Annotated in this window: 29 protein-coding genes; 25 read left to right on the forward strand and 4 right to left on the reverse strand. The window is 67.3% G+C overall.

All coding sequences use genetic code 11. The features are described from left to right. Positions 1-178: 178 nt before the first annotated feature. The 3 genes from ABD976_RS24195 (at position 179) to ABD976_RS24205 (ending at position 1,624) form a co-directional block, all read left to right on the forward strand. Positions 179-1,141 carry an IS481 family transposase gene (locus tag ABD976_RS24195; RefSeq protein WP_186361428.1) on the forward strand — a complete coding sequence of 321 codons (963 nt, stop codon included), beginning with the start codon at positions 179-181 and terminating at the stop codon, positions 1,139-1,141. 77 nt (positions 1,142-1,218) lie between these two features. Continuing rightward, entirely contained in the window at positions 1,219-1,386 is a 168-nt protein-coding gene (locus ABD976_RS24200) for a hypothetical protein (RefSeq protein WP_186361429.1), read from the forward strand. Beyond that, entirely contained in the window at positions 1,373-1,624 is a 252-nt protein-coding gene (locus ABD976_RS24205; RefSeq protein ID WP_186361430.1) for a hypothetical protein, read from the forward strand. Before ABD976_RS24200 ends, ABD976_RS24205 begins: the two co-directional genes overlap by 14 nt. 41 nt (positions 1,625-1,665) lie before the next feature. Here ABD976_RS24205 and ABD976_RS24210 read toward each other — a convergent pair whose 3' ends face one another. Continuing rightward, positions 1,666-2,364, reverse strand: coding sequence for a 2'-5' RNA ligase family protein (locus tag ABD976_RS24210; RefSeq protein ID WP_186361431.1), 699 nt, complete (start codon positions 2,362-2,364; stop codon positions 1,666-1,668). A gap of 35 nt (positions 2,365-2,399) precedes the next feature. Further along, entirely contained in the window at positions 2,400-3,692 is a 1,293-nt protein-coding gene (locus ABD976_RS24215; protein ID WP_186361432.1) for an NsdA family TPR-like regulatory protein, read from the reverse strand. A 283-nt stretch (positions 3,693-3,975) separates the two neighbouring features. Between ABD976_RS24215 and ABD976_RS24220 the strand changes: the two genes are divergently transcribed. From ABD976_RS24220 to ABD976_RS24235, 4 genes are all read left to right on the forward strand, one after another. After that, positions 3,976-4,464, forward strand: coding sequence for a hypothetical protein (locus tag ABD976_RS24220; protein ID WP_186361433.1), 489 nt, complete (start codon positions 3,976-3,978; stop codon positions 4,462-4,464). 3 nt (positions 4,465-4,467) lie between these two features. Further along, positions 4,468-4,848, forward strand: coding sequence for a 6-pyruvoyl trahydropterin synthase family protein (locus tag ABD976_RS24225; protein ID WP_186361434.1), 381 nt, complete (start codon positions 4,468-4,470; stop codon positions 4,846-4,848). Further along, entirely contained in the window at positions 4,845-5,567 is a 723-nt protein-coding gene (locus tag ABD976_RS24230; protein WP_186361435.1) for a 7-carboxy-7-deazaguanine synthase QueE, read from the forward strand. Before ABD976_RS24225 ends, ABD976_RS24230 begins: the two co-directional genes overlap by 4 nt. Before the next feature lie 327 nt (positions 5,568-5,894). Next, positions 5,895-6,320 carry an NUDIX domain-containing protein gene (locus ABD976_RS24235; protein ID WP_186361436.1) on the forward strand — a complete coding sequence of 142 codons (426 nt, stop codon included), beginning with the start codon at positions 5,895-5,897 and terminating at the stop codon, positions 6,318-6,320. Positions 6,321-6,323: 3 nt separating this feature from the next. On the opposite strand, the gene ABD976_RS24240 is transcribed toward ABD976_RS24235, so the two are convergent. Beyond that, positions 6,324-7,001: a prepilin peptidase gene (locus tag ABD976_RS24240; RefSeq protein WP_186361437.1), complete on the reverse strand. Its 678-nt coding sequence runs from the start codon at positions 6,999-7,001 to the stop codon at positions 6,324-6,326. A 466-nt stretch (positions 7,002-7,467) separates the two neighbouring features. Between ABD976_RS24240 and ABD976_RS24245 the strand changes: the two genes are divergently transcribed. The 12 genes from ABD976_RS24245 (at position 7,468) to ABD976_RS24300 (ending at position 18,020) form a co-directional block, all read left to right on the forward strand. Next, positions 7,468-7,848 (forward strand): hypothetical protein, encoded by a 381-nt coding sequence (locus ABD976_RS24245; protein ID WP_186361438.1) that lies wholly within the window; start codon positions 7,468-7,470, stop codon positions 7,846-7,848. Between the two features lie 272 nt (positions 7,849-8,120). Beyond that, positions 8,121-8,855, forward strand: coding sequence for a hypothetical protein (locus ABD976_RS24250; RefSeq protein ID WP_222131405.1), 735 nt, complete (start codon positions 8,121-8,123; stop codon positions 8,853-8,855). Between the two features lie 238 nt (positions 8,856-9,093). Continuing rightward, positions 9,094-9,672, forward strand: a complete 579-nt coding sequence (locus tag ABD976_RS24255) for a flagella basal body P-ring formation protein FlgA (protein WP_222132341.1) — start codon at positions 9,094-9,096, stop codon at positions 9,670-9,672. Beyond that, positions 9,672-10,466 (forward strand): MinD/ParA family ATP-binding protein, encoded by a 795-nt coding sequence (locus tag ABD976_RS24260; RefSeq protein WP_186361440.1) that lies wholly within the window; start codon positions 9,672-9,674, stop codon positions 10,464-10,466. Before ABD976_RS24255 ends, ABD976_RS24260 begins: the two co-directional genes overlap by 1 nt. A 116-nt stretch (positions 10,467-10,582) precedes the next feature. After that, positions 10,583-11,887, forward strand: coding sequence for a TadA family conjugal transfer-associated ATPase (locus tag ABD976_RS24265; RefSeq protein ID WP_369775446.1), 1,305 nt, complete (start codon positions 10,583-10,585; stop codon positions 11,885-11,887). Then, on the forward strand, positions 11,884-12,780 hold the full coding sequence (locus ABD976_RS24270; protein WP_186361442.1) for a type II secretion system F family protein: 897 nt from the start codon (positions 11,884-11,886) through the stop codon (positions 12,778-12,780). Before ABD976_RS24265 ends, ABD976_RS24270 begins: the two co-directional genes overlap by 4 nt. Next, complete coding sequence (locus ABD976_RS24275; RefSeq protein ID WP_186361443.1) at positions 12,777-13,676, forward strand: type II secretion system F family protein; 900 nt, start codon at positions 12,777-12,779, stop codon at positions 13,674-13,676. The genes ABD976_RS24270 and ABD976_RS24275 overlap by 4 nt, the downstream gene beginning before the upstream one ends. A gap of 22 nt (positions 13,677-13,698) precedes the next feature. Next, positions 13,699-13,890 (forward strand): hypothetical protein, encoded by a 192-nt coding sequence (locus tag ABD976_RS24280; RefSeq protein WP_186361444.1) that lies wholly within the window; start codon positions 13,699-13,701, stop codon positions 13,888-13,890. Beyond that, positions 13,887-14,324, forward strand: a complete 438-nt coding sequence (locus ABD976_RS24285) for a TadE/TadG family type IV pilus assembly protein (RefSeq protein ID WP_186361445.1) — start codon at positions 13,887-13,889, stop codon at positions 14,322-14,324. Before ABD976_RS24280 ends, ABD976_RS24285 begins: the two co-directional genes overlap by 4 nt. 41 nt (positions 14,325-14,365) lie before the next feature. Further along, positions 14,366-14,773 (forward strand): TadE/TadG family type IV pilus assembly protein, encoded by a 408-nt coding sequence (locus tag ABD976_RS24290; protein ID WP_345367115.1) that lies wholly within the window; start codon positions 14,366-14,368, stop codon positions 14,771-14,773. Then, complete coding sequence (locus ABD976_RS24295; RefSeq protein ID WP_186361447.1) at positions 14,770-15,204, forward strand: pilus assembly protein TadG-related protein; 435 nt, start codon at positions 14,770-14,772, stop codon at positions 15,202-15,204. Before ABD976_RS24290 ends, ABD976_RS24295 begins: the two co-directional genes overlap by 4 nt. After that, on the forward strand, positions 15,201-18,020 hold the full coding sequence (locus ABD976_RS24300) for a hypothetical protein (protein WP_186361448.1): 2,820 nt from the start codon (positions 15,201-15,203) through the stop codon (positions 18,018-18,020). Before ABD976_RS24295 ends, ABD976_RS24300 begins: the two co-directional genes overlap by 4 nt. A 31-nt stretch (positions 18,021-18,051) precedes the next feature. Here the strand turns inward: ABD976_RS24300 and ABD976_RS24305 are convergent, their stop codons facing one another. Next, positions 18,052-18,477, reverse strand: a complete 426-nt coding sequence (locus ABD976_RS24305; protein ID WP_186361449.1) for a helix-turn-helix transcriptional regulator — start codon at positions 18,475-18,477, stop codon at positions 18,052-18,054. Between the two features lie 792 nt (positions 18,478-19,269). On the opposite strand from ABD976_RS24305, the gene ABD976_RS24310 reads away from it, so the two are divergent. The 6 genes from ABD976_RS24310 to ABD976_RS24335 all read left to right on the forward strand — a co-directional run bounded on the left by ABD976_RS24310 (position 19,270) and on the right by ABD976_RS24335 (position 24,124). Further along, entirely contained in the window at positions 19,270-19,869 is a 600-nt protein-coding gene (locus ABD976_RS24310) for a hypothetical protein (protein WP_186361450.1), read from the forward strand. Between the two features lie 101 nt (positions 19,870-19,970). Next, a complete protein-coding gene (locus ABD976_RS24315; protein WP_186361451.1) occupies positions 19,971-20,465 on the forward strand; it encodes a hypothetical protein in 495 nt (164 codons plus the stop codon). Between the two features lie 88 nt (positions 20,466-20,553). After that, positions 20,554-21,783, forward strand: a complete 1,230-nt coding sequence (locus ABD976_RS24320) for a DNA polymerase III subunit beta (RefSeq protein ID WP_186361452.1) — start codon at positions 20,554-20,556, stop codon at positions 21,781-21,783. Positions 21,784-21,895: 112 nt separating this feature from the next. Then, entirely contained in the window at positions 21,896-22,219 is a 324-nt protein-coding gene (locus ABD976_RS24325; RefSeq protein WP_186361453.1) for a hypothetical protein, read from the forward strand. Positions 22,220-22,252: 33 nt separating this feature from the next. Beyond that, a complete protein-coding gene (locus tag ABD976_RS24330; RefSeq protein WP_345367120.1) occupies positions 22,253-23,248 on the forward strand; it encodes a hypothetical protein in 996 nt (331 codons plus the stop codon). A 327-nt stretch (positions 23,249-23,575) separates the two neighbouring features. Further along, positions 23,576-24,124 (forward strand): hypothetical protein, encoded by a 549-nt coding sequence (locus ABD976_RS24335; RefSeq protein ID WP_186361455.1) that lies wholly within the window; start codon positions 23,576-23,578, stop codon positions 24,122-24,124. Positions 24,125-24,142 lie beyond the last annotated feature (18 nt).

Raw genomic sequence — 24,142 nt, forward strand, 5'->3', positions numbered from 1 at the left:
GACACCCCCCAAGCATCGCCCACACATCCCGGAACAACTTTTAGCAACACGCCCTAGATGTGCTGTTCGGGCACGTTGGTGACAGGTCGGCACGCGGTGGATGATCTTGATATGGGTGAGGGCCTCCGGGTTCGGTGTGGATCACCACGAACACACGCCGACCCGAGGAGGCCCTCTGGTGGTCCACCGTAACGCTCCGCTGACTCCGACCGGGCGGCTGCGGCTGGCCCGATGTGTCGTCGATGATGGCTGGCCTGTTCGTCGTGCGGCCGAGCGGTTCCAGGTCGCCCACACGACCGCGGCCCGCTGGGCGGGCCGTTACCGCCACGACGGCGAGCAGGCTATGGACGATCGCTCCAGCCGTCCGCACCGCAGTCCGCAACGCACGAGTCGGGCGGTCGAGGACGAGGTCCTGCGGCTGCGTGACGAGCACAAGATCGGGCCGGGGCGCATCGCCGGCCGGGTCCCGGTCGCCGCGTCGACCGTGCACCAGGTCCTGCGCCGCCACCACCGTCCGATCCTGGCCGCGTGTGACCGGGCCACCGGCGAACCGGTGCGCCGCTACGAACACCCCCGCCCCGGCGAACTGGTCCACGTTGACGTGAAAAAACTCGGTCGGATTCCCGAGGGCGGCGGCCACCGCGTCCTGGGGCGTGCCGCCGGCCGGGGCAATCAAGCCCGCGCCTGCGGTGGCGGATATCTGTTCCTGCACACCGCACTCGATGACCACTCCCGACTGGCCTACACCGAAACCCTGGCCGACGAGAAGGCCGCGACCTGCGCCGCATTCCTACGCCGGGCACAGGCCTGGTTCACCGGCCACGGCGTGACCATCGAGCGAGTACTCACCGACAACGCCTGGTCCTACCGCAAAAACACCTGGCAACAAGTCTGCACCGACCTGGGCATCGCCCGACGATTCACCCGCCCCTGGCGCCCACAAACGAACGGAAAAGTGGAGCGCTACCACCGCACCCTGCTCGACGAATGGGCCTACCAACAGCCCTACCACTCCGAACGCGAACGCCAGCGAACCTTCGCCGACTGGCTCGACTGGTACAACTTCCACCGACCCCACACCGCCATCCACGGAGCCCCACCAGCAGACCGCGTCCCCAACCTCTCCGGATCACACACCTAGAACGAGTCGGACGATCGTGGTTCGAGCACTCCGGCCTGACACCTCTGCTCGCGCAGGTCGACGCCGACGCCGAAGCCGTGACCTTCTGGAAGGCCGTCGAGGTCGACGACCCTATGGAGGCGATCCGCGTGACGGCGCAGGGCATCGCGCGGGCGATCGAGCACGCCGAGCTGGGCGACGGGACCGTGCGGCCGGGATTCAGCGTCGAGGTGATCGCCGAACAGGACAGCGATGACCAGCGTTGACGATCTCCTCGCGGCGCTCCAGGTGACACGCGAATCCCTGCCCCACGACGCGGTTGATGAGTACCGTTCCAGGCTGGACGGCGTCGAGCAGCAGGTGCTGACGGCGCTACGCACGAGCCGCGATGAAGGCGCCGTCCTCGCAGTGATCGCCAAGGCCCGCGAGGATGGCTCCACCCAGATCCAGAACTGCTTGACCAGCCTCGATGAGCTGATCGCCTCAGCCGGGAATCACTGGTAGGACCCGATGCAAGCGCCGGCCCAATGTCAAGCAGGCCGATCTCAGTGCATCGCGTCCCCAGTGAACGGAAAGCGTTCGAGGACACGCCATCGGTACTGGTGGTCGGCGCGGTACAGCTCGACCAGCCGCAGCTCGTTGATGACGATCTCGGCCGACGGAAGCGTCTGGGCCTCGCGAGCAGCCACGACGAAGGGACGTGGGTCCTGCGCACGGCTGCTGTAGGCGATCCCCACATGCGGGCGGTACAGGGTCAACGGGTCGACTTCGTCGTGGCCGGAGGCCACCGACACCGCTCGGTGCAGCGCAAGCAGCGGGGACCACGGGGCGACGCTGAACCGGACGGCGCCTGGTGAGCCCGCCAGAGGCAGCAGGTGAAGGCGGAAGGGACTGGTCCCCTGACAGTGCTCGCCGACGCCTTCGACCGCGGCGTCGAGCTTGTCGACGGGGACTTCATCGACGTAGCCGAAGCGCCGCACGGTCAGGTGCAGGCTCTCCGGTGGGATGAGGTCCAGGCCGTCTTCGGGGAGGACCGTTCGGCAGCGCTGGCTCAACTCGACGGCGCGAGGCTGCTGGTCCAGTGTGATCATCCAGTGCAACGAACGCCGATGCGGCCGGTCCCAGTGGCACAGCATCTGCTCGACCTGCTCGAACGCAGCTTGGTCGTGCTGAGCGACGCAGGTGGGGTCGTCGGGGTCAGCGGGCGGCGTGACGGGGAAGGTCGAGCTGTACGAGGTTCCCATGCGGTACACACCTACCGGCCTTCGATGAACGGCCGTCAACGGGTTCCGCCTGAGATCGCCTGGACCTGGGGGCGACCGCGCCAGGTGCGGAGTTGGTCGGCGAACTCGATGACCCGAGGCTCGTTGGCCCAGCGCTGGGTGAGTTCGTGCAGCGTGGTGGCGCGCTGCCAGACCGATCGGATCGGATGGTCGGCGCACACGCGCAGCGCTTCCCGCCCCAGCGCAAGGGCCTGCTCCAGGTCGGCATCGTCCTGTCGGAGCACGGCCATAGCGATGTCGAGCCTGACCAGAGCCCGACTCCAGTCGGAATCCGCTTGTTCGACGGCGGGATCAACGTCGCCGGTGTAGTGCAGCACGCGTGCGGTATCGCCCAGCGGGACGTAGGCGGTGGCCGCGTTCGCGGCCACCCGAGCGTAGCCGTACGGCTCAAAGGAGATACATGGCGTGAGCCCGGGGTCGATGTCGTACCGATCGATCAACGCCAAGGCTTGTCCGACGGCCGCATCGGCACCGGCGCGATCACCGAGCTGACCGAGCGCCCGAGCCTCGCCGTTGGCTAGGAGGCGAATGGCCTGGGGGCTGTTGGGTGCCAATGCCCGGCCCCGCGCTGCGTGGGCGTGAGCGTGGGCGTAGTCGGCCTGGTAGTACGCGCCCAGCGACCGGGTGCCCCATACCCAGACCTGGAGGTCGATGTCTTCGATCTCGGTGGCGAGGTGCAGGGCTTCCGCGCAGTACGCGCTCGCGAGCCGAAAACGGCCGGTGTTGATGGCCATGTAGCCCAGCAGGCCGGAAAGCTGCGCCGCGGCCCGGTGCAGCCGGTAGCGGGTTCGCAGGAGCTGACGGCCGCCCAGCAGTTGGTGGACCTGTCGGCGCAAGCGGGCGGTGGGTGGTCCGAGTTCAGCGGGGCCGCGCTGCTCGTACTCGGCGACGATGCGATGCACCTGGTCTTCCAGAAGCCGCAGTTGGCCGTCACCGATGTTCGACTCCTGCAGTTCGTGCAGGTGCAGCAACACCTCGTCCGGGTCGTCCCACGATGAAGTGGGCGAGGCGGCGCGGTGCTCCGGCAACTGGCCGGCAGCTGAACGACGCTCAGCGGCGGTCTCGCGTAGAAGCTCATCGACCTGGGCGGGTGTCATACCGAGCACGATCCGGATACGTCGGCACTGCTCAGGCAGGGGAGCGACGGCGCCGGTCTCCCAGCGCCAGATGGTGCTGCGCTCGACCCCGACCGCTTCCGCGAAACGCTCTTGGGTGTAGCCCAGGCCGGCACGGCGTGCAGCCAACCCACGTCGCTGACGCGCCATGCCACCCCCGAATACGTTCGCCATTCGCTGAGTACATCTCGGCGAAGCCACAGCCAGCCGGGCTAGGACCCCATTCGATCAGGTGATTGTAGTGGTCACGGCCACAGCATCGGCACAGGTCAGCTCCTCGTGTGCAGCCGCTGTGCAGCATTCGTGCAGCAAGTGTGCTCTGGTCGCCCACCTGCGGGGCGGGTTGACTGCCACTCGGTTGCGGCGAGGCGGCCCCCGACCCGCTCCCCGCCCTCCCCCGATGCCTCGCCGCAACCAGTTCCACTTGCAGCCAACCGTGAACCGGTACCGCCACGTCATGAACTCCAATCACCAGCCCGCAGACGCCGCGTTCCCCCCGGAAATCGACGAGCTGTTGACCTCCGTCGCACGGGATGGCTTCACGCTGCGCTACTGCAACGGGCCGCGACAGCCCACGCTGATCGTCGGTACCTATGACTGGGGACCGTTCGTCGACCTCGTCGTCATCCGCGACCTCGACGATGTGATCAGTGCCCGAGTGCCGACCGCAGACGTCACGGACATCTTCACGCCCGAGGTCATCGTGTGGCTCTACGCGGCCGACGCTCAACGGGCGCTGCAAGCCCTGCTCGACCTTCCTCACCCGGAGCATCCGCAGGCGCCAACGACATCGGCGCCCGCGCCCTCCGCGCTGCACGTCCCGGCCGCACGGCAGTGCCCGGTGACCGTTCGCCCGCCATCAGAGTTGGCTGCCCGCACGCGGCAGGTGCGCCTCGGCGCGGCCCTACTCGCCGAAACTGCCGAAGTCCCAAGTGAAACGGGGTGAACCGTGAGCTACCGGATCGGCAAGTGCTTCACTTTCGATGCAGCGCACTGCCTGCCGAGTTTGCCAGCTGACCACAAGTGTTCCCGTCTTCACGGGCACACCTACACCGTCGAAGTGGTGCTCGCGGCAGAGAGTCTGACTCCGCCGGGGTTCGTCACCGACTTCGGTGAGTTACGGCCACTTCGCCACTACCTCGACGCCACGATGGATCACCAATACTTGAACAAGGTTCTCGACATCGAGCCGACCAGCGAGAACCTTGCTTGCCACATCGCCGAATGGTTCCGAAAAAACGTCGAGCCGACGATTCCCGCCCGCCTGGAGACGGTACGCGTCCATGAGAGTCCGACCAGCTGGGCCGAGTACGAGGTTCCGCAACCATGACAGCGCTAACCGATCCCATCGCACGCCCCTTGCTCGTGTCGGAGCGCTTCGGCCCCACGGTGCAAGGGGAAGGTTCCTCAACGGGAAGGCAAGCGCTCTTCATCCGGCTCTCGCGATGCAACTTGTCGTGCCCAGGTTGCGACACTCCATACACATGGGACTGGTCTCGATTCGACCCGAGTCGAGAGAGCCAGAAGATGACCGCCGACGATCTATATAGCTGGGTTACTGCCCAATCCGTCGATCTCGTCGTGATCAGCGGTGGAGAGCCGCTGCTTCAGCAGGAATCGCTGAGCCCTCTCGTTCGATCCCTCGCCGCAGCCGGCCGCCGCATCGAGATCGAGACCAACGGAACTATCGTTCCGATCCCGGCCATCCTCCACTCCGTAAGCCAGTTCAATGTCTCACCCAAGACCGCAGCGTTCGCCGGAAGGACGGTGAGCAGGAGCACCAGGATCAACCCAGAAGCAATTCGCACACTTGCTTCATCAGGGAAATCCATTTTTAAATTCGTGGCGGCTCACGAGAGTGACCTCGAAGAAATTTCTCACTACGCACAGGAATTCGATCTTTCGCCGATATGGGTCATGCCGGAAGGAACGACACGCGAGCGAGTTCTCAGCCGGATGTCCTGGCTCGCCGACGAAGCGATCCAAAGGAACTGGAACCTCTCCACGCGGCTGCACATCCTGCTGTGGGGAGATGAGCGCGGGCGCTGATGCGTAAGCATCATCGAAAGAGCGGGGAGTTGACGTGTGCCCTCCGGGTACGCCCCAGTCGACCGATTATGCCAGGACACGGCTGGGGCACGATGGCCGACAAGGCCGTGTCGGGCGCACGCATGAGCGGCACAATGCAACCCTGCCTGTCGCACCAGGCCCTGGCTGCGACTGCCAGGCAGGCAGTACGTATGTTGCGCCGACACGCATCCATCAGGCGCTGTGCCTCGTTGACCGGTCAATTGGGGCGCCGCCCAGGATGCCGACCGCGACTTCAGCTGGCTGTCGTCAGGAAGGGATGGTCCTATGCCTGCTGCTATCGGGGTCATGTCTGACGGGCTCATTGGGCACGACCAGTATGTTCTCCTGTGTCGATATCAAGGTGGCCAGCATTGGACGCTCCCTGGAGGAGCGGTCACGCCCGGTGACCCCGTGGAAAGATCGTTGCTTCGGACTCTGCGGGAAGATTTTGGGCTCTCAATTCACGACTATCGATTTTCTGCGGCAATCGAGAACATCGACGAAAAGGGCGCCAAAACCAGTCACGAGATTCATTTCGTTTTCGAGGTAGATCTCGCCCAGCCGGCGAGTGAGGGTATCCGCAACGGCCGCGAGTTGAAATGGTGCTGGTGGGGCAGCATCGATAGTCTCGACATCCGCCCGCGTTCTGTCGCCGAGCATCTGCGCGATCCTGAGCAGCAACAGCGCGTATGGGCGCCCTGGGCCGCGAACGCTGATCCGGGGACACAGTGAGCTTCACGGAGCAAGCACCAGTGCCGTGACTGTCCCCAGCACTAGGAACGGACCGTGCCGAAGCGCCAACGTGGCCAACCGCCTCCTGACGGCTCGCGCGACGAGGTAGGCCGCAGCCTGAAGCAGCCAGATCAGCAGCAGCGCTCCCGCCAGCCAGGCGAGGAGTTGAACCCCCGCCGTCAGGAGGTGCGGATGCGACGCCGTCGGCCACCCTTGCCACCCGAGTACAGCTCCGGACACCGCCGAGAGCTTCAGGTCGCCGCCGCCCATGTGACCAGGCAGAAAGACGTACCACGCGCCGTAGAGCGCGGCGAACACAATCGAGCCGACCAGAGCGGCGAGCAAGCCGCTCGCTCGCAGGTGCACCAGCGTGGCCACGAGCAGGCCCGCGAGCGTCAACACGTGCGCGAGCAGCGTCAGCCAGTTGGGCAGTTTGCCGGTGCGCAGGTCGACTGCGGCCAGCGGTACGGCAGCTGCGGCGTAGCCTGCGGCGGCCGAGACTTGCAGGGCGCTGCCGTGGCGCCAAGCAAGCACAGCGAAGAGCCCGCTCGTGAGGATGACCTGCGCCAGCAGCTGTTGCCGCGGGGTCTGCTGCTCTCGCCGCCGGACAGCGAGCGCGATCAGTGAGCCGGCCGTCAGACCGCAGCCGGCCCACAGAGCGATGGCAAGAGCAGATGGCACGTGAGTGACGCTCCGAGGTGACGTGACACGTTCTGTGATCGCATGACGTGTTCGCTGCGTGTTGGATCAGTAGCCCAGTGGAGCAACTGCAAGAGCCTTATGCCCCCAATTACTACTCCAATCGAGTGAATTTCCCTGCGTCGGGGGCTGTGGAAGGCGATTCGCCTCCTTGGTCTGGTTGATGTGACCGAGGTAACCGGATGTACATGTGGTCGGGTACCTCGATCACGTACAGCGGATGACGACCACCGTACTGGGGAGTTGTATGCGTAGTCCGGTTATCCCGTCGGTCGCCCTGTCGGGTTCGGTAATCCTTTGCTTGGCGGCGGTCGCTTGCAGCTCGCAAGATCCGCAAGCGCCGGCCTCCCCGCCGGACCCATCGACGAGCGTTGAAGCCCCGCCGTCACCGTCAGCCCCGTCCCCAGCCGATACGGCCCGAGAGCAGGCCAAGGCAGCTTATGTCGGAATGTGGCAGGCGATGGCCCGAGCAGGGCAAACCTCTGACTGGCGCTCGCCCGAGCTGGCCCGCTACGCCACGGGCAACGCCCTGACCACGATCACCAGGTCGCTGTATGCGGACCACTTCAACCATGTCGTCAGCCGCGGAACCCCGAAGAACTTCCCGCAGGTCACGTCGGCTGAGCCGCCGAATGCCCCGGAGACGGTCATGATCTCCGACTGCGGCGACTCAACCGGAACCTCGAAGGTCATGGAGGCAAACGGTCAGCCAGCTCCTGGCGACACTCCTGGTGGCCGTCGATCGATCGTGGCCGAGGTCAAGAAGCAGCCAGACGGCACTTGGAAGGTGAATCAGTTCGCCGTCCAGGGGGTGGGCACATGCGGCTGAGAAGTTCTGTAGTCGTGACCCTGTCGGTGTCCACGCTGCTTGTTGCTGGCTCGGGAACCGCGCTAGCGGATGTGTGGGGCGGTGTCGACTGCGGCCAAGCGAACTACGCAGGGTGCCGGCTCGGGGCGGGACAGGGCGGTCAGCCCGACAAGCCCCCGTCACCGCCTCAGCAGCCGGGCCAGAGCGACGGCTCGGAGTCCGATGGTGGTAGTCCCCCGCGCCAGCAGGGGGACCAGATCCTGGGAGACCCGAACCTGGCGAACTGCCGGTACGTGCCCAGCGACTACCAACCGCCGAGCCAGGGGACCACCACGGTGGCGTACCACCCGCCGAAAAGCGGCGGTGCGATCACGGTGACCCCGGCGGTGTACCGGCCGTCCACATCGCCGGCCCAGGCTCGGTTCGCCCAGCAACAGCCGCCGGGCCAGTCAGGAGCTTGGTACGTGTACCAGTGCTCCGGCCAAGGTTTCGCCGATGCGCTGTACCGGCCGCCGATCTGGATTCCCAACGGGCCGCAGCCGACTCCCTCACCGGAGCAGTTGGCCCAGCAGGCGTACAACCAGTTGCGGTTGCCGTCACCGCAGATTCACGCGTCACCTGCCGAGACGCAGCTGGTGAACCTGCCGACGTGGCTGTGGATGGACCGCAGCCAATGGCGACCGCAGACGGCGACCGCCTCCGTGCCTGGGGTTTCGGTGACGGCGACCGCGACACCGCAGTCGGTGACGTGGTCGATGGGCGACGGCTCCACGATCACCTGCCAGGGCGCGGGTAGCCCGTTCCCAGCAGGCGGTGATCCGAAGGCGGCCAGCCCCGATTGCGGCCATACCTACCGGCAGACCTCGCAAGGGCAGCCGAACAACACCTACCCGGTCGCCGCGACCGTGCACTGGACAGTGGCGTGGTCTGGAGCCGGACAAGACGGCACCTTCCCGGACCTGACAACGACGTCGAACGCAACGTTCGCAGTGGCCGAATCGCAGGCGCTCAACAACGCGCCGCGGTAGCAATAGGTCCACTGTAGACATACAAGGAAATCCGACGACACAACACCCCATTTCCTGAAGGGAAAGGGGTGCGGGGTACCGCATTGTCTGGAGGCGCTGGATGTCCACACCTACATCGACTCATGAACCCGCCCAGGGGCCGCCTGCCGCCTCGCGGTCGTGGGCAGGCCGTAAGCCTGGCGCGCCGTCGCGGATTTCCAGTGGCGGCAGCCGGCGCCGACGGGTGCCGTACCTCGTTTTGGGGGTACTGCTGGTCGTGGTCTGCGCGGCCGGGTCCGTGATCACCGTGCTTCAGGTTGGCGATCGCGAGCCGATGCTGACCTTGGCGCGGCCGGTCAACGTCGGGCACGTGTTGGCTCCACAGGATTTGCGGCAGGTGCCGATGTCGGCTGGTTCCGGCACGGATGTGGTTCCCGCGAGCCAGGCGTCGTCGGTACTCGGCCAGCCCGTCGCTTACTCCCTGCCGGCCGGGACGCTGCTGTCCCGGTCGGCCTTGGGGCATCCGCAGGTTCCGCCAGCCGGCCAAGGCGTCGTTGCCGTGGCGGTCAAAGCCGGCCAGGCTCCACCGGACATCGCCCCAGGCGCGACCGTCTCGGTGATCGTCGCGCCGAACAGCGGAACGAGTTCGACCACCGGCTCGACTTCATCGACCGCCTCTGGCGGCCCATGGCAAGCGGCAGTGGTCAGCGTGGCGCCGCAGACCAATGACCAGTCGACGGTGGTCTCGCTGCAGATGCCCACCGCCACCGCCCGCCAGGTCGCCGCGATTCCGCCCGGCCAGTTGGCTCTGGTCGCCGTTCCGGCAGGAGGACAGTGATGCTCGTCGGAATCTGCTCGGTGAAGGGTTCGCCCGGGGTCACCACGGCAACGCTCGCCCTGGCAGCGCGTTGGCCGGTTGGCGACCCGTTGGTGATCGAGGCCGACCCGGCAGGCGGGGACCTCGCCGCACGGCACCGGCTGACGGCCAGTCCGGGACTGGTATCGCTGGCCGCGGCTGCGCGCCGGCAATCCAGCGCGGAGTTACTGGCAGAGCACAGCCAGCAGCTCCCCGGCGGCCTACGGGTCGTGCCCGGCCCCGTGGCCGCCGAGCAGGCCCGCGCCGCATTGGGCGTGCTGACCACGCGGGGTGTGCGGGCGATGCGGGCGGCGGCCAGTCCGCAGGATGCGGCGGTGTTGGTCGACGTCGGCCGGTTGGATTCCTCGTCTCCCGCGCTCCCCCTGATCCGCGGGGCGGAGGCGCTGGTGGTGATGGCTCGGCCTCGTGCCGATGAACTCTCCCATGTGGCCACATTGCTCAACGAGATTCCGACGTGGACGCGAACTCCTGGGCTGGTGCTCATCGGGGACGGCTACAACCGCATTGAGGTCGAGCAGGAACTACGCGTGCCGGTGATGGGCACCTTGCCCGACGACGCCTCCGGTGCCGCACTCCTCTGTGGACACCAGCGGGGGCGCCCGCCAGAGAAGTCCGCGCTCGGCCGCGCCGCCGCGCGGATTGCTCGCAGCTTAGTGGCGCACGTCCAGCCCTCTGCGCCCTCCGATGGCTCGCAGGCTGGCGACGCACTGGCTGCACAGGTACCGGCAGGCGGAAATGGAGTGGTGCCGCGATGACAACGAACTCGTACGAGCCCCGGACATCGGCGATGCCGCCACACCCTCAGCCTCAGCAGACACGCACACCACCCGGCCCGGCGAGTCTGGACGGGGAGCACCCTGCCGTTGGGCCGTTGCGCACACGTCTGCGCCAGGCGGTTTCGGAAGGGCTGGCCGAACGTATCCGCGAGGACGAGCAGTACGGGCGCCCTCCATTGGACTACCACGCGCGCCGAAGCCTTGCGGAGAAGCTGGCCGGCGACGCCGCTGATGCCTACGCCAACGAAGAACTGGCCCATCCGTCGGGCGCTGGTCTACCGCCCGATGACGTCGAGCGCCAGGTGATCACCTCGGTGCTCGACGAGATCTTCGGCATGGGTGGTCTGCAGCCCCTGCTCGCCAACGAGGACATCGAAAACATCAACGTCAACGGCTACGACCGGGTGTTCGTGCGCTACAGCGACGGTCGGCGCGCGCAAATGCCACCGGTGGCGACGTCGGATGATGAGCTGATCGACCTCGTGCGTTCGTTGGCGGCGCGCGCTGGGGTCGAAGAACGGCGCTTCGATCGCGGATCGCCTGGCGTCAACGTCGAACTGCCCGATGGTAGTCGGCTCTTCGCGGTGATGGCGGTGACCGGGCGTCCGTCGGTGTCGATCCGGCGGCACCGCTTCTCGCAGGTCACGCTGGCGCGATTGCGCCAGCTCGGCACGATCGACTCGGGTTTGGAAGCCTTGCTCGGTGCGCTGGTACGTGCCCGGTTCAACATGCTCATCGTCGGCGGAACCGCGATCGGCAAGACAACGATGCTGCGCGGGTTAGCTTCGGCCATACCGCCGCATGAGCGGCTGATCACCATCGAGGACAACTTCGAGCTGGGCCTGGATCGCGATCCGCAGCATCCCGACACCGTGGCCTTGCAAGCCAGGGAACCGAACGTCGAGGGCGAAGGAGCGATCTCGCAGGCCGACCTGGTGCGGTGGGCGCTGCGGATGAGCCCGGACCGCGTGATCGTCGGCGAGGTCCGCGGGTCCGAGCTGATCCCGATGGCCAACGCGATGACCCAGGGCAACGACGGCAGCATGGCCACCGTCCACGCGAGCGATTCGCGGGGAGCGTTCACCAAGCTGGCGACCTACGCGGCCCAAAGCCCCGAGCGGTTGGGGCTGGAGGCCACGAACCTGCTCATCGCATCTGCGGTGCATTTCGTCATCCACCTTGCCGAGGCCCGGGATGACAAAACCCGTGTCGTGTCCTCGATTCGCGAGGTCGTCGGTGCCGATGACAAGCAGATCGTGTCCAACGAGGTGTACCGGCCCGATCCCACCGGCCGCGCCGTTCCCGGGGTTCCGCTGCGGACCGAGACCGTCGAGCGCCTGACCGAGGTGGGATTCGACCCGGATGTACTGGAACGGCCGGAAGGGTGGTGGAACCCGTGACCGGCTCGATCGCGGTGGCGGGAGCCCTCGGGGTTGGGTTCGCGCTCGGGGTGCTCCTGCTCATTCTCGGTGTGCGGAGCCGCGACCCCGCCGCGTCGGCCATGCCCAGCCGCTGGGCACAGTGGGTAGAGCGGCTGCGGCACCGCACGTCCGCGCGGTGGATCGCGGTGAGCGTAGCGGCCGGCGTGCTGGTGGGCGCGGTCACCGGGTGGGTCGTCGGCGGCGCCTTGACCCTGCTCGGTGTTTGGGCGCTGCCCCGGGTGCTGGGGCGCAACCAGGATCAGGCCAGGCGGGTTGCGCGGATCGAGGCCATCGCCGCGTGGACCGAGATGCTGCGCGACACCTTGTCCGCCGCTGCTGGCCTGGAACAAGCCATTCAGGCCACGGTGGACACCGCTCCGGCGGCGATCCGCGACGACGTCCGTGAACTCTCGGTGCGCATCGAACGCGGGGACAAGCTCGCCGACGCGTTGGGTGGTCTGGCTGATGACCTGAACGACCCGACGGCTGACCTGGTCATCAGCGCTTTGGTGCTGGCCTCCCAGCACCAAGCCCGCCAGCTCGCCGATCTGCTCGGGGAACTGGCGACCGAGGCCCGGGAGCAGGTCTCCATGCGCCTGCGGGTGGAGTCCGGACGGGCACGCACGCGCACGAGCGTGCGGGTGATCGTCGCGACGACGCTGATCTTCGCCGCGGGCCTGGTGGTGCTCAACCGTGGCTATCTCGACCCCTACGACAGCGCGTTCGGCCAGATCATGCTGCTGGTCGTCGGCGGATTGTTCGCCCTGGCGTTCGCGTGGCTGGCCAAGATCGCGCGCATCGGCGAGCCGGAACGGTTCCTCACCCACCTCACCGGCGCCGAGCCGCGAGCGACACAGGAGGTACAGCCATGATCACCACTGCTGTGCTCCTCGGAGCCGGTGTTGGGCTCGGCCTGTGGGCGCTGCTGGTCTGGTTACTTCCGCCACGTCCCTCACTGGCCAGTGCCCTGGCTGCCGTACGCACGACCAGCCAAGACCGGCCCACGATCACCGCTGTCGACTCGGGCGGCTGGGCCACGCGCTGGGGCCGTCCCGCGGTGCGACCGCTGCGGGCGCTGGGCCTTCCCTCCGAGCGGCAGCGCCGGGATCTGCTCGTGCTGGGCCGGTCGCCGGACACGTTGCTGGCGGAGAAGGCGGTACTGGCCGTCGCCGGTCTGCTGCTGCCCGGCCTGCTGCAGGCGATGCTGTGGGCAGCCGGGGTGGTCTTCCCCTGGCAGGTGCCCTTCGTCGTCGGCGTCGGCTGCGCGATGGGCGGATTCCTCCTGCCGGATCTGGATGTGCGCCAGCAAGCCGAACGCAAGCGCACCTCCTTCCGGCACGCCTTGAGCGCCTACCTCAACCTAGTGCGGGTTTCGCTGGCAGGCGGCGCCGGGGTGGACGGCGCGCTGAACGACGCGGCGGCCATCGGTCAGGGATGGGCTTTCGCCCGCATCCGCCGGGCATTGACCACGGCACGCCTGACGCGCACCACCCCCTGGGACACCCTGCGCCAGCTCGGCGAGGAACTGGACATCCGCGAACTGGTCGAGCTGTCCTCGTCGGTCTCGCTAGCCGGAACCGAAGGTGCCAAGGTTCGCGCCTCCCTGGCGGCGAAAGCCGCGGCGATGCGCACCCACGAGCTGACCGAAGCCGAAGGCCAAGCCCAAGCAGCGACCGAGCGCATGAGCCTGCCCGTCATCTGCTTGTTCGCCGGCTTCCTGGTCTTCATCGCGTACCCGGCCATGGCGACCGTCCTCGGCTCGTTGTAGCCCGCACAGAAAGGGATCAGACATGTTGGCGTACTTGACCGTCATCGTCGCCACCGTCCGCGCCCGCATCGACCAGATCCGCGCGGACGAGCGCGGCTATTCCACCGAAACCGTCCTGGTGACCGCGCTGCTGGTCGCCGCAGCCATCGCGGTGATCGCGATCATCGTCGCAGCCGTCACCCGCAAGGCCAACGAGATCGGAGGCAAGATGTGACGGCGCGGCCCGCCGCGATCCAGCGAGTGCGCCAGGTGTGGCGTCGCTTCGGCGGCGATGAACGCGGCTCGGTCACCGCCGAACTGGTGCTGGCCGTACCCGCGCTCCTGCTGTTGCTGCTGGTCATCGCGCAGTTCGCAGTGTGGGCGCATGCCACCCACATCGCTCAGGCCGCCGCTTCCCAAGCCCTCTCGGGCGCGCGGGTGCAGGGCGGAAGCAGCGCCGACGGTCAAGCCCAAGCTGGGTCGGTCCTGGCCCAACTCGGGGGTGGTCCGCTGCATGACCCGCGTGCGGCGGTCACGCGCGGCCCGGAGCAGTCCACTGTGGAGATCACCGGACATGCCGCGCGGGTGGTGCCGTTCCTGGATCTGCCGGTGCGTGCCCGAGCGGTCGGGCCGAGTGAACGGTTCGTGCCACCGGAGGCCAACGGATGAGAACTTCTTTGACGCGGCTGCGCCGCGATGAGCGCGGTTCGGTGGCCACCGAGCTGACCCTGCTCACACCGGTACTGATCGTACTGCTGCTGTTCGTGGTCTTCTGCGGACGGCTCGCCGACGCGCGCCTGCGTGTCGACGATGCCGCCCATCAGGCCGTCCGGGCGGCAACCCTGGCGCGCAGCAGCGTCCAGGCCACCAGCAGCGCACGAGCCACGGCCGAAGCCGCTCTGGGACAGGCAGGGATCACCTGCCGCAGTCTCGGTGTCAAGGCGCAGGTGGGAAGCCTGCGACCTGGCAGCACCGTGATCGTCACGGTGAATTGCGAGATCGGCCTTTCGGACTTGTCCCTACTGGGTGTGCCAGGTGCGACGACGACCGAAGCGTCGGCGTCATCCGTCGTTGACCAGTGGCGCGGCAGTGTGACGGCGGGAGGTGCAGGAGGATGAGTCACCGTGGACGTTCGCTGGCCGGGGATGAGCGTGGACGCGTCACCGCCTTCGTCGTGATCATCACGACCGGCTGTTTGCTCTTCGCGGGTCTGGTCCTCGACGGCGGATTTGCCCTGGCCGCGAAGTCGCGCGCCATCGGTCAGGCGCAAGAAGCCGCCCGAGCTGGTGCGCAGGAACTCGACCTGGCCGCATATCGCTCCGGTGGTGCTGCCCGACTGAACCCCGCCGCCGCGCGGGCCGCCGCGCAGCACTATCTGAACTCCGTCGGCGCGACCGGCACCGTCACGGCCGACAGCAACCTGGTCCGTGTGCAGGTCGAGGGACATCAAGCCACACAACTCCTCGGGCTCGTCGGGATCTCCGATCTGACCGTTTCCGGCGATGGGCAAGCCCATCCCGACCAAGGTTCGCTGGGAGGCAGCGGATGACACGTCTCAGGCGGCTCGCGTCCGGACTTCGTCGCCTGCTCGTGGCGCTGGCCGCTCTGCTCGTGCTGGCAGCACTGCTGGTGGGTGTCCCATGGGGACTCGTCGTCTACATTGGATGGCCGCTTCCCGATCACATCCCGACCGGCGACGAAATCGAAGCGACGCTGCTCAATCCCTTGTCGGTCACATTGCTGCTGGACATCCTGGCCTGCATCGCCTGGCCTACCTGGGCGGTATTCGCTGTGGACGTGGCCCGATGCGTTCCCCATGCGCTGCACGGCGTACGTCCGCCGACGATCGGGCCGGTGCATGCGGTGGCCGGTGTGCTGGTCGTTTCCGCGGTGCTCGTCCTGTGGCACCCGCGCGCCCCCGCAGCGATAGCAGGCCCGCTGCCATCGGCAAACCCGGCTTCGGCGGTGATGGCCACCGACGTCACGATACCGAGAGCGGTCACTTATTCGGTGCCGCGGACAGCCGACACAGCTGACGCCCGGCCCGAGCACGGTGTCGTAGTCGTGCAGCCCCCGCAGGCCGGCATCCACGACAGCCTCTGGCGCGTTGCCGAGCGCGAACTCGGCGACGGTAATCGCTGGACCGAGCTGTACCAGCTCAATCAGGGACGTCCCCAACCTGACGGACGCGTCTTGAGCGACCCGCACCTGATTCGGCCCGGCTGGATACTCCAGTTGCCGGATGATGCTGTGGCGAGTCCGGCGCCACCGCCGCCTGAACCGGCGCCCGCGCCCGCTCCACCGCAGCCGATCCCGCCCCAGCCGCCCACCGTTCATCCCGCTCCGGATGCTGCGCCGGACCGGCATCATGCTCCTGCCCCCGACGCTGTCAGCGGCACCTCGGGAACCGCGATCACCCTGTGGAGTGGTGGGCTTGTCGCCGCGGCCCTGGCTAGCGCCGTTGCCCTCGCGATGGTGATCCGCCGTCGTAAGCGCCTGCGCGTTTACAAGCCCGGAAGTGGCGACCGCACACCGCCTCCCGCGCCGGCCCCAGCCGTGCACGCCCTGCGTCTGGCCTACGACGAGGTGCAGCTGGAGGAGGGCCACGACGACGATGAGCAGCCAATCGGGCTCGACGACGAGCAGCCGCCGCATGAGCCTACGACGATCGCGGCAGGGCACGGCGACATCGACAGTGCTTCCGTTGAAATCGGTGTCCGCGACGAACGCGCCCGCGCTCTCGACCTCGCCGCGGTGCGCGGGCTCGGGCTAACCGGAGCAGGCGCCGAGGCCACAGCGCGCTCGCTGCTGGTGCACCTGCTGGGCACCACGCACGCCACCGTTGTGATCCCCGCAGACAATGCGCGCGCGTTGCTGGGCGCGGAACTGCCCGCGTCGGCACGGCTGCACGTCACCGACGATCTCTCCGGTGCCGTCGCGGCGCTGGAGAAACGCTGCTCTCCCAACGATTCCGGACACAAGCTCGGTGCACTGCATACCGTGCTGGTCGCTGAGACCGACCGCCCGCACGCCCGACTGCAATCGCTCCTCGATACCGGTTCCGACCGCGGCGTCGCTGGCATTCTGCTCGGCCACTGGCCAGCCGGGGCCACCGTGCGAGTACGCGCTGACGGCGTCGTGTCGGCAGCCAGTCCCTCCCTGGATGATCTCCGGGGCAGTTGCCTGTTCCATCTCGACGCCACCGATACCCGTGACCTGGTGGCGCTGCTGGCCGATGTGCCGTCATCGAGTCCGCCGGAGCCAGCCGACAGCACTCCCGAGCCTGCCCTCGACGACGATGTCCGCACCACCGACGAGCGCGAGGAAACAGACGACGGGAGCGCCAGCGAGCGTATGACCGGCTCCGCTCCTGAGCCCGAGGTCGACGTGGGACCTGCAGAGGACGACGCTGATTCTCAACGTGACGGACCGGGGAGCCCGGGGCAGGACAGCAGCGCGATCGAGGACGCTGATATCGAGACCACGTCCCTGCTTCACCCCGAGGTCGAGCAGGCATCCGTGGGGACGACCTTCGCGGAGGCCGCCAACGTGCCTACGTTGGTGGGAGTGACCGAACGGGCACGCCAGTACCCGGAACGGCCGTGGGAGCTGTCGGTCTTCGGCCCGGTCACGGTGACCTGGCACAGTCCGGACGGGCACGCCCACAACATCACGTCCGTGCTGGCGCCGAAGCACCGGGCGCTGCTGGTCTTCCTGGCCCTGCATCCGTCAGGCACGACCCGCGAAGCCGTCCGTGAAGCGCTCTGGCCGGACGCCCGGGGCCGGCGGCCATTCAACGCCTTCTACGCGTCCCTGTCGCAGCTGCGCAAAGCGTTATCACACGCCACCGGCGACCGGGCGGTGGACCTCATCTTCCAGCACGATGAGCAGGTCGCGCTCGACCCCAGCCAGGTCGAGGTCGATTACTGGCACCTCCACGAGGCCGAGCACGACAGGCACACCGCGGTCACTGACGAGGACCGCATGGCCGCCTGGTCACGCATCGCGGCCGTCTACCGGGGCGAGATCGCTGACGGCATGTCCGCGCTGTGGCTCGAAGGCCCGCGCGAAGCCGCGCACCGCACGGTGGTCGACGCGCTGGCTGGGATGGCTGCCCACTACCGTGGGCACGATCCGCACCGTCAGCTACAGCTGCTCGAACACGCGAGGCTGCTCAACCCGGAGAACGAGGACATCTACCGCGACATCATGCGGGTGCAAGCTCAGCTCGGGTTCGCCGATGCCATAAGCCGCACCGTCCAACTGTTGACCACCACGCTTGCCGAGATCGGCGAGCGCCCCGACCCCAACACATTGACACTCGCTCGCGCCCTGCAAGCGCGCCAGCACCGGGTCGCCAGCTGACGTACGGCCGCCGAACTCCATGTTGACCAGATCAGGTCTCGTCGTCGCGGCCACGATCACGTTCCCGCGTGACCCGGCGCTGGCGAATCCGTTCGATCAGATCCTGATGGCTGGCTATCCACTCTGCTGGTGGTCGCGCTCGTTCCTCCAGGAACTCACGAAGAATTGGAGACACCTCATACCAGACCGCCCGCGGAACCGAGGAGTTGTCCTCATGCCGGAGCACCAGTTCCTCCCTCTCCATACGGGTCAGAGTCAGCGACAAGCTCTGCCGGGTGAGCGGTTTCGTCTTGTTTGACCACCGGTGCTGGGTACTACTGTCCTGGATTTCCTTCAACAGGTCCAGGAAGCGCTTTTGGCCGTCCCAGAGTGCTACTACAATCTCCGGAACCCATTCCCCCTGCTGCCAATTCACGGCATCGAACCAGTTCAGCACCTCGTCGGCGCTAATCCCCATGCCTGGCTTCCTTTCCCCGTGTGCTCCTCGATACCCTCATGAGGTGAGGGGCGACTCCCTTGTCTGCCACCCACGCGGTCGGCGTCGGTAGCACCCCCGGACCGTCCATGGTCACTCCGACGCAGGTGGGCACGCCGCTCAAGCGCGCCGTCCAAACCTATTGAGTGGTCAACTCCACCCGATCAGAGCAGTAGATGATCTACGCACTGTGACCTCATGTGATCAACCTGCTCATCTGCCCGCTCATCTTCCCACTCATCTGCCTGCTCATCTTCCCATTAAATAAGAAGCCCCCGACCGCGCGTTGTCGCAGGTCAACGGGCTGCTGGCCCTTCCTGAGCACACCAAGCCTCGGTACCCCGCGGGAACCGGTTGACGACTGGAGGGAGAGAGAGGCATGAACCGGAGGGACCGTGGGTGGTGGACGACGCATGGCGTGTGGCACCGACTTACCATTAATCCCGTTTCCTCTATTTCTATTCGCGCCCACCAAAGACGCTTTCCGAATTCCATATAAAAGAGTCAAACACGGCTTCAGTTCAGCGTTCGCTACTTCTCTTTGATACACACATCAACACTGGTCAGGCTCGGGCAAAGGCAGCTTGACCCGCCAAGGAAAATCGTCAGAAAAACCCATCGAGCGATGTTGTGCCGCGCGCGGCGCCGGCGTTAGGCTAGAACCATCGGAACAACAGGGAAGAGATCCCGGAAAGTTCCGAACAGAAACAAACATTGCGGGTAGGGATTCGCACCCCGATATTCCCGCAGCCGTAATCAGTGAAAGGCATTCTCATGACCAGTGTGTCTGTTGAAGCGTGGTCGCACGGTGACGGGTATCTGACCGTGGACACGCAGGAATGGATCAACGATCGCGGCGAGTACGCGGACGATCTGACCGACGACTTGCGCGAGTGGATGGACGCGAACGGCCACAAGTGGCCGCACGATGAGGTGATCGCGAAGTGGATCTTCGATCGCACGAGCGAACCTCCGGCCGGTCTGCACGGTGACGGGGAACTGTGGCATCACAACCTGGTCAACTTCTCCGATCACCTGATCGATGATCTCGGGTTCGTGGTGCTGTCCTCGGCCGAACTCGGCGATTTGATGATCACCGTGAGCGATCACCTCGGCCTGTACGTCGCCCCAACCGTCTACCGCTCCACTGTGGACGAATTGGAAGAGTGGGCCGACTACTCCAACGCCACGGGTGAATGCGTGAACGGGCATCGCTGGGAGACCGCCGACACGGTGCACCTGTACTCCTGGTCGGGCAGTCCGCACGCCTACCGCGTGCCTGAGCTGGTGCGCGTGCCGTTCGGCGACCGTGACCGCGCCTACGTGGCCTGCCCGACTTGCGGCAAGGCCGTGCGGTTTACCTGCCGATTCTGACCCTTCCGTGCGGCTGGCCGCGCCGCTGTTCCCGTACGCGGCGGCCGGCCGCACCTCCCGTCCTTCCCTTCCGTCTTGATCTCCCTTCTGCGAGGTGCGCTGTGTTTGTGCTGTCCGCCAACGGCGAGATGATCTCCACCGACTACGACGACGACTCCTCGGTGATCACGTTCGAGAACGCCGAGGACGCCGAATACCGGTGCGAGGCGTGCGGCGAGTCTTTGTCCGAGGAACCGGACGGCTACGCCGACGAATCCGGCTCGTTGGTCTGCGATGCCTACGACCCGTACGAGGACCCCGAGATTGACGATGTGGAGTCCGCGCCGGACTTCCGCGAGGGGCCGCACCGTCCACAGCGGGTACCGCTGTCGTGGGCCAACGGCGCCACGATCCACACCGATCCCGGCGAGGATTCGATCACGGTCACGATCAGCGTCGGCGACCCGCGCGGCGCGTTCGCGTTCACCCTGCGCCGCATTCCCGATGACGCACCGAACAACGGCGGCCGGCTGATCATGCACACCCCGTACCCGGGGGAACCGATGCCGCACGTCGAGCTGACCACCGCCCACACCGGAACCTACTGGGTCGGCTGACCCCGCAGGGGCGCCCGCGACGTATCCGGGCGCCCCTTCTTTCCGAGCTTTCTTATACCGCAACACCTTTCCTTGGGAGGCACGCGCGATGACCACCGCGACCGACACCACCACCGTCGCGTCGACGGCGCCCGTACTGTTCCGGACCGACCGCGCCACGCTGGCGCACGCCTTGACCACGGTCGGCGTGGGGCTGGCGCGTCGGCCCGCTGTGCCGATGCTGGGCGGCGTCCTGCTGGACGGGCGCGACGGAGACCTGACCCTGACCACTACCGACCTGGAAACTGTGGCAACCGTGCGCGTGCCGGATGCCGCGCCCATCCCGGGGCGGGTGCTCATCGATTACACCGAAGCAACCAAGCTGCTCGGCGCGCTGGTCAAGGGCTGGCGCAAGCGCGATGCCGACGCCGCGCCGGTCACGGTGCGCACGACCGAGGACGGGACGGCCGTGCTCGAACTGGGCGGCTACACCATGCCCGTGACCACCTACGCGGCCGAGGACTTCCCCACACTGCCAGAGACTCCACCCACCGTCGCCGAGGTCGACCGCGAGCGGTTCACCACGGACGCGCGGCGCGTGCTGGTCGCGGCGGGCACCGACGACACCATGCCGATGTTCATGGGCGTACAGGTGCGGATCACGCCCGGCATGTTCACCCTCGCCGGCACCGACCGGTTCCGGCTGGCCGTCGCCACGCTGGCTGCGACCACCACCACCGAGGAACGCGCGGTGCTGTTCCCGGCTCCGGTCTTGTCCGCCGCACTCAAACACGCCGCCGCTGAGCGCGTGCGCTTCGGTATCGGGAACGACTGGGCCGGCGAGTGGTTGTCGCTGACCTGTGGCGACCTGACCGTCATCACGCGGCCGATCGAGGCGCAGTTCCCTGCCTATGAGGAATTGTTCCCCGAGGTGACCGTCACCGCGTGCGCCGACCGCGACGCGCTGGCCCACGCGACGGCACGCGCCGCCGCCGCGCTGGAGGCCAAGAAGCACGCCACCCGGGACAAACACGGGCGCCGCACGGCGGCACAGGTGGCGCTGACGGTCGATCCCGCCGGCACGGTGTCGATCGCGCCCGTGCTCGGTGAGCACGCCGACGCGGTGGCTGCCCCCGCGCACCCGGCCGAGGTCGACGGCTCCGGCGAGCCAATGCGCGTGCTGTTCTCCGCGCCGTACCTGCGCGACGCGCTTAACGCGCTCGACGGGGACACCGTGCTGTTCCAGCTCGCCACCCCGACGCGGCCCGTGCTGCTCACTGGAGCCGACGGGCAGGAATACCGGCATCTGTTGATGCCCGTCCGCCCGCCGAAATCCTGAGCCTGCGGCGGTGGTCCCGAGCCGTGACGCCGTCCACGCCCGGGGCCACCGCAAGGCGGATACACCGAGGACCTGGATTCACACACCGTTCGTATACAAAGGACCACAAACCATGAGTGAAACCCGCGAGTACCGCTGCGTCATCGAGTGGGATATCGACGCCGAGGACCCGATTGATGCTGCGCAGCTCATGTGGTCAATGGTGAAGAACTCACCAGGGCCGATCGTCAACGTCTGGACGGATTCCGATCACAGCGTCGAAGTCGATCTGACTTACCCCAGCGATACCCGAGACGTCGACGGCCGCACCGCCGAGAACTACCGCCGCCAGGCTCGCACCGCATCGGCGGTCATGACCCAGCACGGCCGCTGGACCATCCCGGCCTCGGACGCGGACACCCACCGGAGCGAGATCGACAACCGCCCGCATCACTGACGGCCCCAACTGTCCTTATTGGAGGGATGCAGCATGTCCTGCTTTGTTCTGCTGATCACGGATCTAACCACGATGCGCCGCGAGATCGAGCAGTACGCACGCGGGGTGCGTCTGGTGGCACGCCCGCCGCACCAGCTCGCTAGGGAAGACTGGAACCGTGCCGCTTTGGTGCTGATCGACGCGCAGGCCGCGCCGATCCTGCGCGCCCGCCCGCACGAACTCCCTCCCCGCGACGCGGTGATGCTGCTCGCCGATCCCGAGGATCAGGACGAGCCCGACCTGTACCGACACGCTCTCGCGCTCGGCGCAGCCCACCTGGTCACGGTCCCGGACGGCTCCGGTGTGTTGCGAAAGCAAATATCGATGCTCGTGGAGCGCCCGGCCTTGATGGTGGCGGTGCTTGATCCCGACCCCTCGGGCGAGGTCGGCACGGCGAGCACGGCCAGCCTCGCGCTAGCTGGGACGGCAGCCGGAGAACACCTCGGCCTGATCGACGCGCGCCCCACCCGGCTCGACCTGCACCGAGCCATCCAGCGCGCGCGGCACGATCCGCCCGCCGCCGACTCGGGCAGCCTGCGCACGCTGTTCGTCATCGATTCACAGCCGCCCCCGGAGGACGCGGTGCGGGAAGCCATGACCGATCTCGCCCGCCGGCACGCGGTGACGCTACTGCATCTGGATCCGCACCAGGCCGACACCCTGGCCACGCTCGGCGGCGTCGACCTGATCATCGTTCCCGTTCGCGCCCGCTCGGTCACGGCGCCGGCAACGCGGAGCGTGGTCGCCGCCGCGTGCCGCGCCACCCCGCACGTCCACGTGCACGTCATCGGGGATGCCGCCGACACCGATGTGGTCGCGGCGGTCGCCGCCGGCATCGGAGCCGGTTACCCGAGCATGACCGGCGGCGGCCCGGCCGACATGCCGCACGAGTCACCGGACGTGGACGCCCAGCTCGGTGACACCAACCACCACCGACGGCTCTGGGAGGTGGTCGCCCGGTATCGGCCGCGTACCTCGCACCCCGCCTGACCAGCACCGGAACCACAACTACACAGGGCGAGCGGTACGGGGCTCTGCGGTGGCTCAGTGAGCTACCCTGGCCGTGCCTCCCTTCGGGGACGGCAGCCCTTTCACAGGGTTACGGCAGGCCGGCGGACCGTGCGAACACCCTCCGGGTGGGTCCGTCGGCCCTCTTACTGTCCGGCCTCCCATGCCGCTCGCGTCGCCGCTGCGACCGAACTCCGCCATCGGCGCATCCGATTCCCCTGGTCGTATCCCTTCCTGTGCTGCCTTGTCCTTGTTCTCTCCGTTGGGAGGCCGCTGATGAAAACCCGCTGTGAGCGCCCGTACCGAAGCATGATCGCCACCGCCGGAGCGGTGCGCCACCTGCCCGAGGACGCCACGGAATGGCATGTGCGCCGACTGGCGACCGACCTGGCCCACGCGGTGATCGACCTGGACGCGCGCATGCGCGCCGGCCTGGTTGCTCCCCGCGCCTGGCAGGTGGCCGCGCCCGCGCCCGACGCGTACGAGGCGCACAACCCGCCCGGCGCCTGCGCCCCGGAGGGCAACCGCTCTGGGGACGGCGAAACCGAGGACCGCTCGAAGCCCGATGTTCCGGTCTTCTACTGCCTGCCCGCTGCGGATCTCGAAGAAGGGATGAGCACCGACGACGGGCAGGACATCGTCTCGGTCACCGTCTCGGACGATCGGGTCTTCGCTGACGTGTACACCCCTCGCTCCGATGATCCCGAGCAGGACGCCCACAACCGCGACGAGACCGAATGCCGCATGTACCGGGCTGACGAACTCGTCGGCATGGCGACCTTCACCGACACCGCCATCGACGGTTCTGAAGCCGACAACGCCCAACCCCATCCTCACGCGGCTCCCCACACCGACTGATCCCGGGGAGACCGCGAC

This window comes from Saccharopolyspora cebuensis, assembly GCF_039542665.1.
Taxonomy (GTDB): domain Bacteria; phylum Actinomycetota; class Actinomycetes; order Mycobacteriales; family Pseudonocardiaceae; genus Saccharopolyspora; species Saccharopolyspora cebuensis.

Coding starts and splice junctions, on each gene's coding strand:
- ABD976_RS24205 (WP_186361430.1), top strand. CDS start 1,373: ATGACCAGCGTTGACGATCTCCTCGCGGCGCTCCAGGTGACACGCGAA.
- ABD976_RS24210 (WP_186361431.1), bottom strand. CDS start 2,364: ATGGGAACCTCGTACAGCTCGACCTTCCCCGTCACGCCGCCCGCTGAC.
- ABD976_RS24215 (WP_186361432.1), bottom strand. CDS start 3,692: ATGGCGAACGTATTCGGGGGTGGCATGGCGCGTCAGCGACGTGGGTTG.
- ABD976_RS24220 (WP_186361433.1), top strand. CDS start 3,976: ATGAACTCCAATCACCAGCCCGCAGACGCCGCGTTCCCCCCGGAAATC.
- ABD976_RS24230 (WP_186361435.1), top strand. CDS start 4,845: ATGACAGCGCTAACCGATCCCATCGCACGCCCCTTGCTCGTGTCGGAG.
- ABD976_RS24235 (WP_186361436.1), top strand. CDS start 5,895: ATGTCTGACGGGCTCATTGGGCACGACCAGTATGTTCTCCTGTGTCGA.
- ABD976_RS24245 (WP_186361438.1), top strand. CDS start 7,468: ATGTGGCAGGCGATGGCCCGAGCAGGGCAAACCTCTGACTGGCGCTCG.
- ABD976_RS24260 (WP_186361440.1), top strand. CDS start 9,672: ATGCTCGTCGGAATCTGCTCGGTGAAGGGTTCGCCCGGGGTCACCACG.
- ABD976_RS24275 (WP_186361443.1), top strand. CDS start 12,777: ATGATCACCACTGCTGTGCTCCTCGGAGCCGGTGTTGGGCTCGGCCTG.
- ABD976_RS24280 (WP_186361444.1), top strand. CDS start 13,699: ATGTTGGCGTACTTGACCGTCATCGTCGCCACCGTCCGCGCCCGCATC.
- ABD976_RS24295 (WP_186361447.1), top strand. CDS start 14,770: ATGAGTCACCGTGGACGTTCGCTGGCCGGGGATGAGCGTGGACGCGTC.
- ABD976_RS24300 (WP_186361448.1), top strand. CDS start 15,201: ATGACACGTCTCAGGCGGCTCGCGTCCGGACTTCGTCGCCTGCTCGTG.
- ABD976_RS24305 (WP_186361449.1), bottom strand. CDS start 18,477: ATGGGGATTAGCGCCGACGAGGTGCTGAACTGGTTCGATGCCGTGAAT.
- ABD976_RS24310 (WP_186361450.1), top strand. CDS start 19,270: ATGACCAGTGTGTCTGTTGAAGCGTGGTCGCACGGTGACGGGTATCTG.
- ABD976_RS24320 (WP_186361452.1), top strand. CDS start 20,554: ATGACCACCGCGACCGACACCACCACCGTCGCGTCGACGGCGCCCGTA.
- ABD976_RS24325 (WP_186361453.1), top strand. CDS start 21,896: ATGAGTGAAACCCGCGAGTACCGCTGCGTCATCGAGTGGGATATCGAC.
- ABD976_RS24330 (WP_345367120.1), top strand. CDS start 22,253: ATGTCCTGCTTTGTTCTGCTGATCACGGATCTAACCACGATGCGCCGC.
- ABD976_RS24335 (WP_186361455.1), top strand. CDS start 23,576: ATGATCGCCACCGCCGGAGCGGTGCGCCACCTGCCCGAGGACGCCACG.